This is a genomic window from Pseudomonas sp. FA-1 (assembly GCF_056856075.1).
In genome coordinates this window covers 512832-525866 of the sequence record NZ_JBWXTH010000002.1, presented here as the reverse complement: position 1 = coordinate 525866, position 13035 = coordinate 512832, and the positions used below count along the sequence as shown (strand labels likewise).

Here is a 13035-nt window from a genome sequence, read left to right as displayed (position 1 = left end):
TCAGGCGTCCTTCTGCTTGGTGCCGAAGATCTTGTCGCCGGCATCGCCCAGGCCTGGGACGATATAGCCGTGTTCGTTCAGGCGCTGGTCGATCGAGGCGGTGTAGATCTGCACGTCGGGGTGGGCTTTTTCCACCACGGCGATGCCTTCGGGGGCCGCGACCAGGACCATCGCGCGGATCTCCTTGCAGCCGGCCTTTTTCAGCAGGTCGATGGTGGCGACCATCGAACCGCCGGTGGCCAGCATCGGGTCGATGATCAGGGCCAGGCGCTGGTTGATGTCCGGCGCGAGTTTTTCCAGGTAGGTGTGCGCTTCGAGGGTTTCTTCGTTGCGGGCAACGCCCACGGCACTCACCTTGGCGCCCGGCACCAGGCTGAGCACGCCATCGAGCATGCCGATGCCGGCGCGCAGGATCGGGACCACGGTGATCTTCTTGCCGGCGATCTTCTCGACCTGCACTTTGCCGCACCAGCCGTCGATCTCGTAGGTTTCGAGCGGCAGGTCCTGGGTGGCTTCATAGGTCAGGAGGGCGCCGACTTCCTGGGCGAGTTCGCGAAAGTTCTTGGTGCTGATATCGGCACGGCGCATCAGGCCGAGCTTGTGGCGGATCAGCGGATGGCGGATCTCACGAGTAGGCATAGGGGAGGGCTCCGGGAGGCGGGCAAAAAAACCGCGCTAGATTAATCTATTCAGCCTGAGCTGTCGTCCAGTCATTCTGCACGTTAGTCCATAAATGCTTGATCTGTGACGAGCGGATGCGTACCTTTGCCCGCTTTTCCAATTCCGAGCCCCCTGGAGAGCGCCATGTCCGCCGATCTCGAGCATATCCGTCAAGTCATGCGCGAGGCTGACTGCCTGTACACCGAAGCCGAGGTCGAAGCGGCCATCGCCAAGGTCGGCCAGCAGATCTGCCAAGACCTGCACGACAAGAACCCGGTGGTCTTCTGCGTCATGAACGGCGGCCTGATCTTCGCCGGCAAGCTGCTGACCCACCTGCAGTTCCCGCTGGAAGCCTCTTACCTGCACGCTTCGCGCTACCGCAACCAGACCAGCGGCGGCGAACTGTTCTGGAAAGCCAAGCCCGAGATCTCGTTCATCGACCGCGACGTGCTGATCGTCGACGACATCCTCGACGAAGGCCATACCCTCAGCGCCATCATCGACTTCTGCAAGCATGCCGGCGCCCGCTCGGTGCACACCGCCGTACTGATCGACAAGGACCACGACCGCAAGGCCAGCCCGGACCTGAAGGCGAACTACGTAGGCCTGCCGTGCGTCGACCGCTACATCTTCGGCTACGGGATGGACTACAAAGGCTACTGGCGCAACGCCAACGGCATCTTCGCCGTCAAGGGCCTGTGACCATGCGCCAGCCCGCATTCATCGACCACACGCTGTTTGCTGGGTTGGCGCAAAAGGCCGCCGGCAACCCGCGCGGCCGCCAGCATCACAACTTCCACCAGATGGAAGAGCCGTGCCACCGAATGGCCGTTGGCCTGCAGCCGACCACCTACATCCCGCCCCATCGTCACCTGAGCGATGACAAGGCCGAGGCGCTGATCGTGCTCAAGGGGCGCCTTGGTCTGTTGATCTTCGACGACCATGGCGTGGTGATCGACAAGCGCGTATTGGCGGCCGGGGGCGATTGCCTGGGCGTCGACCTGGCACCAGGCACCTACCATGGGCTGGTGGTGCTGGAGGCCGACAGCATTCTGTTCGAGTGCAAGGCCGGGCCGTATCGGCCGGTGGGCGAGGGCGAGCATGCCCACTGGGCGCCGCGCGAAGGCGAAGAAGGCGTGGCCGAGTACCACGCCTGGATGCGTGCGCAGTTCGAGTGATTCTGCGGCTGCGTTGCAGCCCTTTCGCGGCGCAACGCGTCCCCACGCGCTTCAGGCCAGCACCATGCTAGAGTGGTCCTCCCTGCCAAGGAGCCTCACATGCGTGCGATTCTTCCCTTCCTGCTGGCGGTGAGCCTGCCGCTGTCTGCGGCGCCGTTGCATGGCCAGTTCCTGCCGCCCGACGATCTGACCCTGCGCCAGCAAGCCCCTTCGGCCCAGCAATTGTTGCAGGTAACCGACTATTCGGTGGTGGCCGGCATCCAGCGCCAGTCCGACCAGCAACCGATCCCGATCACCTCCTCGCTGTTGCTGCGTCTGAAGGGCAAGCCGCTGAGCAAGGGGGCGACCATCAGTCAGGTGCTGGTCAATTTCGATGGGGAAGGCGGCAAGAGCCTGAAGAAGCCGGCCTATGATGAGAAAACGCGGACCTTGACGTTGAGCTACCCGATGGCCAACTACCGCATGATCATGGACCTGCTGCGCAACGAAACCCTGTACGTGCAGTTTCTCACCTACCCCAACGGCCACGTATGGGCCGACCTGCATACCGGCACCGTTCGTACGCGTTGAGGCCCGTGGCCCACGAGGGGTACACTGCCGGCCTTTGAAATGTCCGTGATGGTCCACTTGGAGTCGGCAATGCGTAAAGACAAGAAGCAGGTGATTGGTGACGAGATCAGCGACGACTACGTCAAGACGTTCCTTCGGTTCGAGCCGGCCGATGCGCTGACCTCGCCTTCGCTGCACAAGCTGGTCAAAGCCTACCGTGGCCTGCGTGTCGACGACTTCGAGCGCTTCGTCGGCTTCTTCGTCGAGGCTGGCCTGGACCTGGACGGCAAGGACGAACATGGCAAGACCTTCGTCGAGCTGATTGCCGACCAGCGTAATGCGGCCGAGTACATCGAGATCATCAATAACGCTCGAGGCTGAGAGGCAGGCCTGTACCGGCCCTATCGCGGGGCAAGCCCGCTTCCACCAGGTACTCGTACACTTGTAGGCGCGGGCCTGTCCCGCGATAGGGCTGACACCGATACATCAGGCACAAAAAACGCCCCGAAGGGCGTTTTTTCGTTACAGGCCGACTCAGGCGTAGTGCTGCGCCGGGCTGCTGTCCTCGACCATTTCCAGCGCTTCGTCGTTCTGCGCGCTGATCTTGTGGTAGAGCGCAGCATCGGTCGCCAGGACCTTCTCGCGGGCCGGGAAGATCTCCTTGAGCTTGGCAGCCCAGGCACCCTTGGCCTGCTCGGGGAAGCAGCGCTCGATCAGCTCGAGCATGATCGACACGGTCACCGAAGCGCCTGGCGAGGCGCCGAGCAGTGCGGCGAGGCTGCCATCCTGGGCCGAAACCAGTTCGGTGCCGAACTGCAGGATACCGCCCTTCTTCGGGTCCTTCTTGATGATCTGCACGCGTTGGCCGGCGACTTCCAGACGCCAGTCCTCGGCCTTGGCTTCAGGGTAGAAGCGGCGCAGGGACTCCAGGCGCTGTTCCATCGACTGCATCACTTCGCTGACCAGGTACTTGGTCAGGTCCATGTTGTCGCGGGCCACGGCCAGCATCGGGCCGATGTTGCCCATACGTACCGACAACGGCAGGTCGAGCAGGGAGCCATGCTTGAGGAACTTGGTGGTGAAGCCTGCGTATGGGCCGAACAGCAGGGACTTCTTGCCGTCCACCACGCGGGTATCGAGGTGCGGGACCGACATGGGGGGCGCGCCGACCGCAGCCTGGCTGTAGACCTTGGCCTGGTGCTGCTTGACGATCTCCGGGTTGTCGCAGCGCAGCCACTGGCCGCTGACCGGGAAGCCACCGAAGCCCTTGCTCTCGGGGATACCGGACATCTGCAGCAGCGGCAGGGCCGCACCGCCGGCGCCGAGGAACACGAAGCGGGCATCGACCTCACGGCTGCCGCCGCTGTTGACGTCTTTGATGCTGACGGTCCAGCCGCTGCCGTTGCGACGCAGGCCGACGACTTTCTTGCTGTACTTGACCTGGGCGTCCGGGCAGTTGCCCAGTTGCTTGAGCAGCTTGTTGGTCAGGGCGCCGAAATTGACATCGGTACCTTTGATCACGCGGGTGGCGGCGATGTGCTGGTCGGCCGGGCGGCCTGGCATCATCAGTGGCATCCACTCGTTCATCACGGCCTTGTCTTCGGTGTATTCCATCTCGGCGAAGGCGTGATGCTGCTTGAGCAGCTCGAAGCGCTTCTTGAGGAATGCAACACCCTTGTCGCCTTCGACGTAGCTCAGGTGCGGCACCGGGTTGATGAAGGCGCGTGGCGAGCCGAAGCCGCCCTTGCGAATGAGATAGGCCCAGAACTGGCGGGACACCTCGAACTGGGTATTGATGTGCACGGCCTTCTTGATGTCGATGCTGCCATCGGCGGCCTGGGGCGTATAGTTCAGCTCGCACAGGCCAGCATGGCCCGTCCCTGCGTTGTTCCAGGGGTTGGAACTTTCCGCGGCACCGGAGTCCATCGCCTCGACGACCTCCAGCTTGATCGACGGGTCGAGTTCCTTGAGCAGTACGGCCAGGGTGGCACTCATGATGCCCGCGCCTACCAGTACTACATCAACCGATTCGTTCTGCGCCATTTAACGCGTCTCCACAATCTACAGCACCTAATTGACAGCATAGGATCACTGGGGTGGCCAGGATCGCCATGTCCGACTCTTCGCAGTTCTTGCCACTTCCGCGGACACTGCCAATTCAGTCTTGGTGTTCACATATTGAACGCCGTTTGCCACGGGTGCGGCAATGCGACTTATGGTCAAGGTGTCCGCCGTGCGGTATGGACCGGCCTCAGCACCCCATCGAGGATGAAGGCTGTTGTCGTCTGTTCGAGGCTGTTCGGGACGCATCTGTCGCTTTTGCACATGCCAGACTGTTCATTTTGCTCGCCACACTCTTGTGAAGTTTGAAAAACCCGTTTTTTCACGTTCTTTTGGAACGTGAACCTCAAAAGGGACTGCGCGATGGCAACCCACAGGTTCATGCAGTGCGAAGGCCGGGAACAGCAGGCACGACAGCCGATGCAAGACCTGAGTGGAAGGCTCTCTGTGGGCGAAGCGTCGAAGGTGCCGTGGTCAACGGCGATGCGGGGCCCGATCAGGAGACGTCCTTATAATCGGGGGGAGATTATAACGATGTCGCGGGCAGAAAGGTGCGCTTAATGGCTTTTTATTGCTGCGTTTGTCAGGCCGGCAGGGTGCGTTGTTGCCAGCGACGGCTTGCGCGTGCGCAAACCCGGGCGCTGGCCGGTAGTGGCTGGCCCAGCCAGCCCAGGTGCGCTTCGTTGACCTGGACCCAGCCGCTGCTGACGGGCAGCCGAGTGCAGTGCATGAACCCAAGGCATCTGCCGTCGGCGTCGAGGCGGGCGTAGGTGTTCTGGCGGGGGCGGGAGAAAAGTAGGTTCCAGAGCGAGGCCATGGCGAGCGATCCTGTTCGTTCGGTCTGGCCACAGGATAGGTGCAGGGCATGAAACCAATGTGACAGCGTGCCCGCTCCGATGACTGGTTCGCGCGCGACTGGGTATACTGTGGGCCTTTGCCGCATTTTCTGGAGAAACGCGCATGTTGCAACGACTGTTGTTCGGTTTGATCGCGGTGGCCAGCCTGAGCCTGGTCGGTTGTGCCCACAGCCCGCAACAACTCAGCCCGCAACCCAAGCTCACCGCCCAGCTCAACCCGGTCGGTCGTGGCCAGCCGGTGGTGGTCAAGGTGGTCGACGGGCGTGCTTCGCAGTCCCTGGGCACCCGCGGTGGCATGTACCCTGAAACCAGCACCATCAGCGTCAGTGGCAATGACATCGTGCCCAAGCTGCAAGCCCAGGCCGAGGCGGCGGTGCGCCTGCTCGGCTTCACCCCGACGCCCAACGCCTACAACGCGCCGCAGCTGACCGTGACCCTGGCCGAGCTCAAGTACCAGTCGCCCAAGGACAACCTGTACGTGACCGAAGCCACCATTGGCGCCACCTTCCGTGCCGACGTGTCCAACGCCAACCGCCGCTACAGCGGTCGCTACGGCGCCTCGCTGGACCAACGCTTCGGCATGGCGCCGAACCAGGAAACCAACACCAAGCTGGTGGGTGACGTGCTCAGCGATGCCCTGACCCGCCTGTTCAAAGACCCGACCATCGGTCAGGTGCTGGGCGAATAAGCGTTACGCGTCAATAAAAAGCCCGCTGCTCGGTCATCCGGTGGCGGGCTTTTTTGTGTGTTTTGGCTGGCGATTGTCGGGGCGGCGCAAGGCCGCTCCTGCAGATGTGGCGTCAGGCTGCGGCGATGTGGAAATCGATCACGCTCAGGCCTGTGCCCGGGTCGACTTCCGGCAGGTCCTGGTGGGCATGGCCGCCCAGCGCGCAATAGACCAACCACTGGTGATCCTGGACGTTGATGGCGAAGCCGTCGATCAGCGCCTGCTGTTCATCGCTCTGGGTGACGAGATAGAGGCGGTCCTGGTTTTCGGCGTGCAGCATGTCTAGCTCCGTTGTAGGAAAAGGCCGACAGAGTGGCGTCTTCTCATGACGAGCGTGTGACAGATGAAATTAACGACAGCTGGTCGCAAAACCCGGGCGTCAGAGGCGGGCTTGGGTAGAATGCCGGCCTTCGCTGTCGTTCTTTGTCTTTACCGAGGTTGTTGCGATGTCCTTGCAAGTGCTCTGGGGATTCCTGGCCGCCCATCCAGCCAAGTTGATCAACCTGCTTGCCCTGCTGATCACCTGCCCGGGCGGCATGTTGCTGCACAGTGCCCGGCGGCGAGAGGCGGTGGTGCGCGAGCGCGTGGTGAGTGACGAGGTGGCGGTCGATGCCTTCGGTCAACGCGTGCCGCGCTATTACTACATCCTCGGTTTTTCCTGCCTGGCCATGGCGCTGCTGCTGTCCTGGTTCAGCACCTGGATCTGAACACCTGATAACCCTGTGGGGCGGGCGAGCCCGCACCCACAGCAAGCCTGTCAGGCGACCGGGCTTTGCGCCTTGACCTGATACTGGTTGCGCACCGGCGTCGCGTACTGCTGTACCAGGTACGGCTGCTGCTCGGTCGGGCAGGCGTCCAGGCGGCGCTGCCATTCTTCCTTGGCCTTGGCCAACTCCTCGGCTGGAAACAGCTTCTGCGCATTCGGCACCTGCAAGGCCGGGTCTGCCTCGCTCCACATCTCATACGCCAGGTAATGCACCGGGAACAGGCGATAGCCGCCGAGAATCTGCCGGTCGATTTCTTGTGCCAGCTGCTTGGTGTCCTCGTAATACTCGGTCACCGGGGGCGCGAAATTGATGTGGACCCGGCCTTTGTACCCGGTGATGCCCTGGGCGATGCTGTTGTCGTCTTCGCCGGGCGCCTTCTTGTAGGTGCCTGTGGTGGCGCGGATGTACAGCTCCCTGGCCTTGGCCAGGTCGCACGGGTCGTACTCGTAGCTGATCGACACCGGGATCAGGTTCAGGCCCTGGATCACCGCGCCGAACGGCTCGTCCTTGCGGCTCATGTGGAACATCTTGAGGATCGCCGAATCGGTACGGTCGTCGCCGTCCTTGGCTCGCCCTTCGGCCTGGGCGATCCAGATCGACACGCAATCGTTGCGTATCGAGTGGTTGATGTAGGCCGACAGCAGCAGGTAGGCGGCCAGCTTCTCCCGGCGACCGCTCAGCGAGCGATGCACGATGAAGCTCTTGTTCAGGCGCATCATGTCGCTGACGAAGGGCTTTTGCAGCAGGTTGTCGCCAATGGCGATGCGTGGCGTCGGCAAGCCGGCGTGGTACACCGCGTAGTTGACGAAGGCCGGGTCCATGACGATGTCCCGGTGGTTGGCCAGGAACAGGTAGGCGGTGCCCGACTTGAGCTGTTCGACGCCGGAATAGGTCACGCCGTCCGTGGCCCGCTCGATGGTCTGGTCGACGTAGTACTCGACCTTGTCCTGCAGGGTCGAGACGCATTTGACGCCAGCGAACTCCTTGCGCAGGCGGCGGGCGATCAGCGGCTTGAGCAGCCAGCCGAAGGCGCCGGCTGCCCGTGGGAAGCGGAAGTGGGTGAGGATATCCAGGAATGCCGGGTCGCTGAGCAGGCGTGCCAGAACAGCAGGCACCTCAGCGTCGTCGTACGGTCGGATGGCATCGAATTCGCCCATCATGCTCTCTTGTTGGAAACGGCTAGGGTAATAAGTAGGGGTGGGGCCCGAAAAACGGCTCGGACACACGCAGGCCCTGTAAACAGACCGGCAATTATACGCATAAGTCAGCGCGGAGGCCGCGATGCTGGAGATCGACTTCTATCGTTGTCCCTATTGCGGCGAAACGGTGGAGACCACTGTGGACATTTCCGGTGGCGACCAGGTCTATACCGAAGACTGCCAAGTCTGTTGCCAGCCCATCGTGTTCATCCTGCAGGTGCATGGTGACGAATGGATGCTCGAAGCACGACGCGAGGATGACGCTTGATGAAACGGATCTACGAACCGGAAAGCCTGATGGAGGCGCAGTTGCTGGTGGGCATGCTCGCCAGCGAGGGCGTCGAGGTGCACCTGGTGGGGCGCGACCTGGTCGGTGGCGTGGGTGAATTGCCGATGCAGGGATTGCTGGGCCTGGCGGTGCCTGATGAACAGGCCGGGTACGCACGGCAGCTGATCGATGCGTACAATGCCGCCCTGCCACTTGCCGGCGACGAACCGGAGAGTTTTCCCGGAACCCTGATCTGCTGAGTTTTTATCGCCATGTGTGGACGCTACGCCCTGTTTCGCTGGTCCCCGGCCTTTGCCGCCTTGCCGGGCTACCCTGCCGACCAGCAGGCGCAATGGAACATTGCCCCGGGCGCTTCGGTGCTGATTCAGCGCCAGCTCCATGGTCGGCTGGAGCTGGCCAGGGCCCGCTGGGGGCTGACCCCGGCGTGGCTCACCGACCTTTCCCGCACCCCGGCCCAGGCCCGCGCCGAAACCCTGGCCGAGCAGCCGATGTTTCGCGACGCCTTTCGCCAGCGACGCTGCCTGCTGCCGGCCAACGGCTTCTACGAATGGCGCGGCACCGTGCGCAAGCGCCCGTACTGGCTCACGCCGGGGGAGGGGGCATCACTGTTCTTCGCCGGGGTGTGGGAAGAATATCCGGTGCAGGGCCAGGTATGGCTGAGCTGCGCCGTGGTGACCCAGGCGGCGATGAGCCAGCGCCGGCCGTTGATCCTCGACGAGGCCGGGCAGGCGGCCTGGCTCGATCCGGACACGCCGTTGGCACGCTTGCATGAGCTGTTGGCCAGCCGGCCAGCGACGTTGCGCGAGCGGGCGCTGGCACATTTCGTCAACGATCCGAAGCTCGACGGGCCGCAGTGCCTGACGCCAGCTTGAGGCTTTTACGGTTTTTGAACGATCCTCCGCCAGGCTGCCCGTCTGGAATGGGGTTTAGCGCTTTGTAATGATCAAGTCCACTTTCGTGATGGAATATCTGAACCGTAACGGGTAGACGTTGCCATGTACGTCTGTGATATCGCCATCATGTACTTCTTTATCTTCTGCCTGGGTGAAATCGCGCAGACGGAACTGCCAGTGTGTTGGGTCCAGGAACATGATGATCACCACTTCGTCTTCCCGTGGCTTGACCACCTCTCGGGGCTTCATCATCTCAAGCGGATGAAACTTGATGCCTACATTGTCAGGAGGGTTTAGATAAGGCGGCAATCCTTCTGAATTCATCTGGGTCTGGCCCGCATGCGCCGAAACACAGAATGAATACTCGGTCAGGTATTTCTCGCCCCTGTCCCACCAGATACCGGGCATGGAGATATACTTGAGCTTGATTTTTTCGCCATCTGAAGTACGGGCTTGTATATAGTTGTTGTAGCCGCGCGCATTCTCGTAAAGGCCGCTGTAAGCGCGTTCTTCCTGATGCTCGAAATCGACCTTGGCAGTGTCCACCTTGACGGCTGCCAGGCGTATCCACTGTGCTTGGATATCCTGCTCAGACGAGACGAAGTTCCCCAGTTTGGCAGCGAACCTCTTTGTATCGCTTTTGCTCGTGGCCACCCAGATTTGCGCGCGGTCCGTTTCTATTGCCAGGGCATCATGGCCGGTCGCTTCGGGCGCTCGTCGGTCGTCTTGAACAACGCCTTTACCGAGTTTCTTTACCAAGCGCTCATCGTATACATATTCACTCGGGCCGGCGTAAGTACTCCAGCCGGTCAAGGTTTCGGGGTCGGCTTCATGAGCAATCGCTGGGCCTGTCGGGGAGCCGTACTGGTCCACTTCAACGAGCCGTAGGGCCGCCAGGTGCCTGGGGGAAAGGTCGACTTTTCGGCCCTGGGCATCCCGGGCCAGTACTTCGATCGTGAGCGCGATCCGCTGGCGGCTGTTGCCGAACAGATAATGCGTTGCGTTGGGCTGCGCTGCGCTGTGATAGACCCGGAATATCTGGAAATAGGCGATTTCGGGAAGCGCAGAAGTCGCGGTGGGTTGAACAGTCATGCTGTGTCCTTGGCTTGTTTGGTGGAGCCTTGACTGTGCGTTTTTTCAGAAGGGCTGATAACTCCGTGTCTTGCTAGGCTGTGTAGGTGGCAATACGACAATGCACGTTCAGCCCGCCAGGCATGCGCCCGATGATGGTGTGCTGCAGGTACAGCGCCGATTTCAAAAACGGTGCTGTACCTGTGGGAGATTCTATGGTGCTGGACAAGCTCAAAGTGTGTTCGATTGGTTTAATACTGCTCAGCCGTGCCAATACGGCCCAGGCTCCGCTTGCTTCGTGGAAGCTGGCGGAGCCTGCGATGGGCCGCAAAGCGGCCCCATGAGTTTGGAGGGGCTCTACCGTTTGAGGGCTTGGGGCTGCTTTGCAGCCCATCGCAGGCTGTCGCCAGCTCCCACCGAGATTGCGCCGCTCTCGAGACTTGCGAAATCCCTGTGGGCTCGGCGGTCCGGCTTGCCCCGCGATTGGGCCCGGCCCTTCAGACGCGGAACTGATTGATCAACCGTCGCTGCTGCTCGGCCAGCTTGGTCAGTTCGGCACTGGCTTGGCTGGACTCGTCCGCACCGCCGGCCACTTCACCGGCTACCTGGCCAATATTGATGACGTTGCGGTTGATGTCCTCGGCCACTGCGCTTTGCTGCTCGGCAGCGCTGGCGATCTGGGTGTTCATGTCGTTGATCACCGATACCGCCTGGGTAATGCTTTCCAGTGCTTCGGCGGCGCGGCTGGCCTGCTGCACGCTGTCGTCGGTCTTGCCCTGGCTGTCTTCCATCACCCGGACCACTTCACGGGTTCCCTGTTGCAGCTGCTGGATCATCTGCTGGATTTCCTCGGTGGCCTGCTGGGTCTTCTGCGCCAGGTTGCGCACCTCGTCGGCGACCACCGCGAAACCTCGGCCCTGTTCGCCGGCTCGGGCGGCTTCGATGGCGGCGTTGAGCGCCAGCAGGTTGGTCTGCTCGGCGATGGCGCGGATCGCCACCAGGATCGCATTGATGTTCTCGCTGTCGCGGGCCAGGGTCTGCACCACAGTGACCGCGCGGCTGATTTCGGTGGCCAGCGCGCTGATCGAGTGGGACGTGTCGCGCACGATCAGCAGGCCTTGATTGGCGGCCTGATCGGCGTTGTTCGCGGCCTGGGCGGCATGGGTGGCGTTGCGTGCCACGTCTTGTGCAGTGGCGGTCATTTCCTGCACCGCAGTGGCCACCTGGTCGATCTCGGCCATTTGCTTGTGCACGCCCTGGTTGGTGCGGATGGCGATGTCGGCGGTGTGCTCCGACGAGTCGCTGACTTTCTGCACCGAGCCGACCACCTGGCTGATCATCGCCTGCAGCTTGGCCAGGAAGGTGTTGAAGCCTTTGGCGATGGCGCCCAGTTCGTCGGCGCGGTCGCTGTGCAGGCGACGGGTCAGGTCGCCTTCGCCCTGGGCGATGTCATCGAGCATGGCGACCATCTGGCGCAGCGGGCGGGCGATGCCGTGGGCCAGCAACCAGATCACCAGCAGGCCGACGGCGGCGATGCCCAGGCCTACCAGGGTCATGCCGGTGATATCGGTACGGCGTTGCTCGGCCAGGTCCTGCTGCAGTTTGTGCACGTCCGCCATGACGGTGCTCAGCGGCAGCTCCAGCAGCAGGGACCAGCGTGCAGCCGTGTTGGCGACCCGGAACGGCAGGTACAGCTCGATGCGGTCCTTGACCTCGTCGATTTCGTAGTGCAGGTCGTCGCCGCTCAGGTTCTTCAGCGTACCGGCCTGTTCGGCGTCCAGTACGTCATCGGCCTTTTCGCCGAACTTGGACGCGTCGCGGGTGTAGGCCACCAGGCGGCCATTGCTCGATACCAGGGCCAGTTCGCCGGCGCCGCCGTACAGCTGCTGGTCGGCGGCATTGAGCAGGTCCTGGATGAAGTCAACCGACAGGTCGGCACCGGCGATGCCCTGGAACTGGCCGTTGACCAGGATCGGTTCGACGAAAGAGGCGAGCATGACGGTCTTGTCGCCGACCTTGTACGGCGCCGGATCGATCACGCAGGCCTTTTTCGACTCCTTCGGGCACAGGTAGTACTCACTGGCACGCACGCCGGTGGCCAGCACCGTGTGGTCGTCGACATCGATCAGCTTGTCCTGGCCGAGGCTGCCGTCACCATTGCGGAACCACCAGGGCAGGAAGCGGCCGGTGGCGCCGTCGACGCCCACCAGGTTGCTGCCGACATAGCGCGCATCGTCGTGGTCCAGCGCGTTGGGCTCCCAGCCCAGGTAGGCGCCGAGCACCGTCGGGTTGACCTCCACGGTGCGCTTGAGCTGGTTGGCCAGGTGCTCGCGGTCGATGCGCATCAGCGGCTGGCCGTCTGCGCCTTGCATGCCGATCATTGCGTTGCTGGTGGCCAGGCTTCGGGCGATCAGAAGGGGCGCTTCGAGGCCGCGCTGGATCTCGCTGACCTGGGTGCGGGCGAGGGCGGCCAGGCGCTGCTCGATCACGTTCTCGAACTGCTGGCGGGTGCGCTCCTGCACCAGCGTCTGGGTGCGTTCGCCGGCATACACGGCGTACAGCACCAGGGCCGCGACAATGCTCAACACGATGGCGCCGGCTAGGGCTGCCACGGAAAACTGGATCGACTTGAACTTCATGGGGCACCGCGCACTCAGGAGGGTCGTTATCCCGGGTTATCGGCGGGGTAATACCAAAGCATGAGGGGGCGCGGATAAATCTTCCCTGCGGCTCTGGCGAGGCCAGGCGACTCGGCCTAGGATACGCGGCATGTAGAAAGGGAGT

16 protein-coding genes and 1 pseudogene are annotated in these 13035 nt (G+C 62.5%); 9 read left to right on the top strand and 8 right to left on the bottom strand.

What is annotated here, in order from left to right:
• On the bottom strand, nucleotides 1-639 hold the full coding sequence (gene upp, locus AC1MHZ_RS06430) for a uracil phosphoribosyltransferase (protein ID WP_028691132.1): 639 nt from the start codon (nucleotides 637-639) through the stop codon (nucleotides 1-3).
• A gap of 165 nt (nucleotides 640-804) precedes the next feature.
• On the opposite strand from upp, the gene AC1MHZ_RS06425 reads away from it, so the two are divergent.
• The 4 genes from AC1MHZ_RS06425 (at nucleotide 805) to AC1MHZ_RS06410 (ending at nucleotide 2768) form a co-directional block, all read left to right on the top strand.
• On the top strand, nucleotides 805-1362 hold the full coding sequence (locus tag AC1MHZ_RS06425) for a hypoxanthine-guanine phosphoribosyltransferase (protein WP_084858579.1): 558 nt from the start codon (nucleotides 805-807) through the stop codon (nucleotides 1360-1362).
• Between the two features lie 2 nt (nucleotides 1363-1364).
• Nucleotides 1365-1838 carry a WbuC family cupin fold metalloprotein gene (locus AC1MHZ_RS06420; RefSeq protein ID WP_084858578.1) on the top strand — a complete coding sequence of 158 codons (474 nt, stop codon included), beginning with the start codon at nucleotides 1365-1367 and terminating at the stop codon, nucleotides 1836-1838.
• A 99-nt stretch (nucleotides 1839-1937) separates the two neighbouring features.
• Entirely contained in the window at nucleotides 1938-2408 is a 471-nt protein-coding gene (locus AC1MHZ_RS06415; protein ID WP_084858577.1) for a hypothetical protein, read from the top strand.
• A gap of 69 nt (nucleotides 2409-2477) precedes the next feature.
• Nucleotides 2478-2768: a PA4642 family protein gene (locus AC1MHZ_RS06410; RefSeq protein WP_084858576.1), complete on the top strand. Its 291-nt coding sequence runs from the start codon at nucleotides 2478-2480 to the stop codon at nucleotides 2766-2768.
• 153 nt (nucleotides 2769-2921) lie between these two features.
• Here the strand turns inward: AC1MHZ_RS06410 and mqo are convergent, their stop codons facing one another.
• Complete coding sequence (gene mqo, locus AC1MHZ_RS06405) at nucleotides 2922-4430, bottom strand: malate dehydrogenase (quinone) (RefSeq protein WP_084858575.1); 1509 nt, start codon at nucleotides 4428-4430, stop codon at nucleotides 2922-2924.
• Nucleotides 4431-5031: 601 nt separating this feature from the next.
• Entirely contained in the window at nucleotides 5032-5265 is a 234-nt protein-coding gene (locus tag AC1MHZ_RS06400; protein WP_084858574.1) for a hypothetical protein, read from the bottom strand.
• 143 nt (nucleotides 5266-5408) lie between these two features.
• Between AC1MHZ_RS06400 and AC1MHZ_RS06395 the strand changes: the two genes are divergently transcribed.
• The gene (locus AC1MHZ_RS06395; RefSeq protein ID WP_084858573.1) at nucleotides 5409-5993 is read left to right on the top strand and encodes a YajG family lipoprotein; all 585 of its coding nucleotides are present in this window, start codon (nucleotides 5409-5411) and stop codon (nucleotides 5991-5993) included.
• Between the two features lie 112 nt (nucleotides 5994-6105).
• Here AC1MHZ_RS06395 and AC1MHZ_RS06390 read toward each other — a convergent pair whose 3' ends face one another.
• Nucleotides 6106-6312, bottom strand: a complete 207-nt coding sequence (locus tag AC1MHZ_RS06390; RefSeq protein ID WP_084858572.1) for a hypothetical protein — start codon at nucleotides 6310-6312, stop codon at nucleotides 6106-6108.
• Nucleotides 6313-6478: 166 nt separating this feature from the next.
• Between AC1MHZ_RS06390 and AC1MHZ_RS06385 the strand changes: the two genes are divergently transcribed.
• Nucleotides 6479-6739 (top strand): hypothetical protein, encoded by a 261-nt coding sequence (locus tag AC1MHZ_RS06385; RefSeq protein ID WP_084858571.1) that lies wholly within the window; start codon nucleotides 6479-6481, stop codon nucleotides 6737-6739.
• 50 nt (nucleotides 6740-6789) lie between these two features.
• Here the strand turns inward: AC1MHZ_RS06385 and AC1MHZ_RS06380 are convergent, their stop codons facing one another.
• Entirely contained in the window at nucleotides 6790-7959 is a 1170-nt protein-coding gene (locus AC1MHZ_RS06380) for a 1-acyl-sn-glycerol-3-phosphate acyltransferase (RefSeq protein ID WP_482966147.1), read from the bottom strand.
• Between the two features lie 121 nt (nucleotides 7960-8080).
• Here AC1MHZ_RS06380 and AC1MHZ_RS06375 point away from each other — a divergent pair, with 121 nt between their 5' ends.
• Genes AC1MHZ_RS06375 through AC1MHZ_RS06365 form a run of 3 tightly spaced genes read left to right on the top strand, consistent with a single transcriptional unit; the run spans nucleotide 8081 to nucleotide 9159 of the window.
• Entirely contained in the window at nucleotides 8081-8266 is a 186-nt protein-coding gene (locus AC1MHZ_RS06375; protein ID WP_084858569.1) for a CPXCG motif-containing cysteine-rich protein, read from the top strand.
• On the top strand, nucleotides 8266-8526 hold the full coding sequence (locus tag AC1MHZ_RS06370) for a putative signal transducing protein (RefSeq protein ID WP_084858568.1): 261 nt from the start codon (nucleotides 8266-8268) through the stop codon (nucleotides 8524-8526). The genes AC1MHZ_RS06375 and AC1MHZ_RS06370 overlap by 1 nt, the downstream gene beginning before the upstream one ends.
• Before the next feature lie 12 nt (nucleotides 8527-8538).
• On the top strand, nucleotides 8539-9159 hold the full coding sequence (locus AC1MHZ_RS06365) for an SOS response-associated peptidase (RefSeq protein WP_084858567.1): 621 nt from the start codon (nucleotides 8539-8541) through the stop codon (nucleotides 9157-9159).
• A 54-nt stretch (nucleotides 9160-9213) separates the two neighbouring features.
• On the opposite strand, the gene AC1MHZ_RS06360 is transcribed toward AC1MHZ_RS06365, so the two are convergent.
• From AC1MHZ_RS06360 to AC1MHZ_RS06350, 3 genes and pseudogenes are all read right to left on the bottom strand, one after another.
• Entirely contained in the window at nucleotides 9214-10272 is a 1059-nt protein-coding gene (locus AC1MHZ_RS06360; protein WP_084858566.1) for a hypothetical protein, read from the bottom strand.
• 476 nt (nucleotides 10273-10748) lie between these two features.
• On the bottom strand, nucleotides 10749-11492 hold the full coding sequence (locus AC1MHZ_RS06355) for a methyl-accepting chemotaxis protein (protein ID WP_416768005.1): 744 nt from the start codon (nucleotides 11490-11492) through the stop codon (nucleotides 10749-10751).
• Between the two features lie 111 nt (nucleotides 11493-11603).
• Nucleotides 11604-11807 (bottom strand): annotated as a pseudogene (locus AC1MHZ_RS06350) (HAMP domain-containing protein); the annotation flags it as partial.
• Nucleotides 11808-13035 lie beyond the last annotated feature (1228 nt).

Coding starts and splice junctions, on each gene's coding strand:
- AC1MHZ_RS06375 (WP_084858569.1), top strand. CDS start 8,081: ATGCTGGAGATCGACTTCTATCGTTGTCCCTATTGCGGCGAAACGGTG.
- mqo (WP_084858575.1), bottom strand. CDS start 4,430: ATGGCGCAGAACGAATCGGTTGATGTAGTACTGGTAGGCGCGGGCATC.
- AC1MHZ_RS06400 (WP_084858574.1), bottom strand. CDS start 5,265: ATGGCCTCGCTCTGGAACCTACTTTTCTCCCGCCCCCGCCAGAACACC.
- AC1MHZ_RS06390 (WP_084858572.1), bottom strand. CDS start 6,312: ATGCTGCACGCCGAAAACCAGGACCGCCTCTATCTCGTCACCCAGAGC.
- upp (WP_028691132.1), bottom strand. CDS start 639: ATGCCTACTCGTGAGATCCGCCATCCGCTGATCCGCCACAAGCTCGGC.
- AC1MHZ_RS06355 (WP_416768005.1), bottom strand. CDS start 11,492: ATGGCCGAGATCGACCAGGTGGCCACTGCGGTGCAGGAAATGACCGCC.
- AC1MHZ_RS06410 (WP_084858576.1), top strand. CDS start 2,478: ATGCGTAAAGACAAGAAGCAGGTGATTGGTGACGAGATCAGCGACGAC.
- AC1MHZ_RS06425 (WP_084858579.1), top strand. CDS start 805: ATGTCCGCCGATCTCGAGCATATCCGTCAAGTCATGCGCGAGGCTGAC.
- AC1MHZ_RS06360 (WP_084858566.1), bottom strand. CDS start 10,272: ATGACTGTTCAACCCACCGCGACTTCTGCGCTTCCCGAAATCGCCTAT.
- AC1MHZ_RS06415 (WP_084858577.1), top strand. CDS start 1,938: ATGCGTGCGATTCTTCCCTTCCTGCTGGCGGTGAGCCTGCCGCTGTCT.
- AC1MHZ_RS06365 (WP_084858567.1), top strand. CDS start 8,539: ATGTGTGGACGCTACGCCCTGTTTCGCTGGTCCCCGGCCTTTGCCGCC.
- AC1MHZ_RS06420 (WP_084858578.1), top strand. CDS start 1,365: ATGCGCCAGCCCGCATTCATCGACCACACGCTGTTTGCTGGGTTGGCG.
- AC1MHZ_RS06370 (WP_084858568.1), top strand. CDS start 8,266: ATGAAACGGATCTACGAACCGGAAAGCCTGATGGAGGCGCAGTTGCTG.
- AC1MHZ_RS06380 (WP_482966147.1), bottom strand. CDS start 7,959: ATGATGGGCGAATTCGATGCCATCCGACCGTACGACGACGCTGAGGTG.
- AC1MHZ_RS06395 (WP_084858573.1), top strand. CDS start 5,409: ATGTTGCAACGACTGTTGTTCGGTTTGATCGCGGTGGCCAGCCTGAGC.
- AC1MHZ_RS06385 (WP_084858571.1), top strand. CDS start 6,479: ATGTCCTTGCAAGTGCTCTGGGGATTCCTGGCCGCCCATCCAGCCAAG.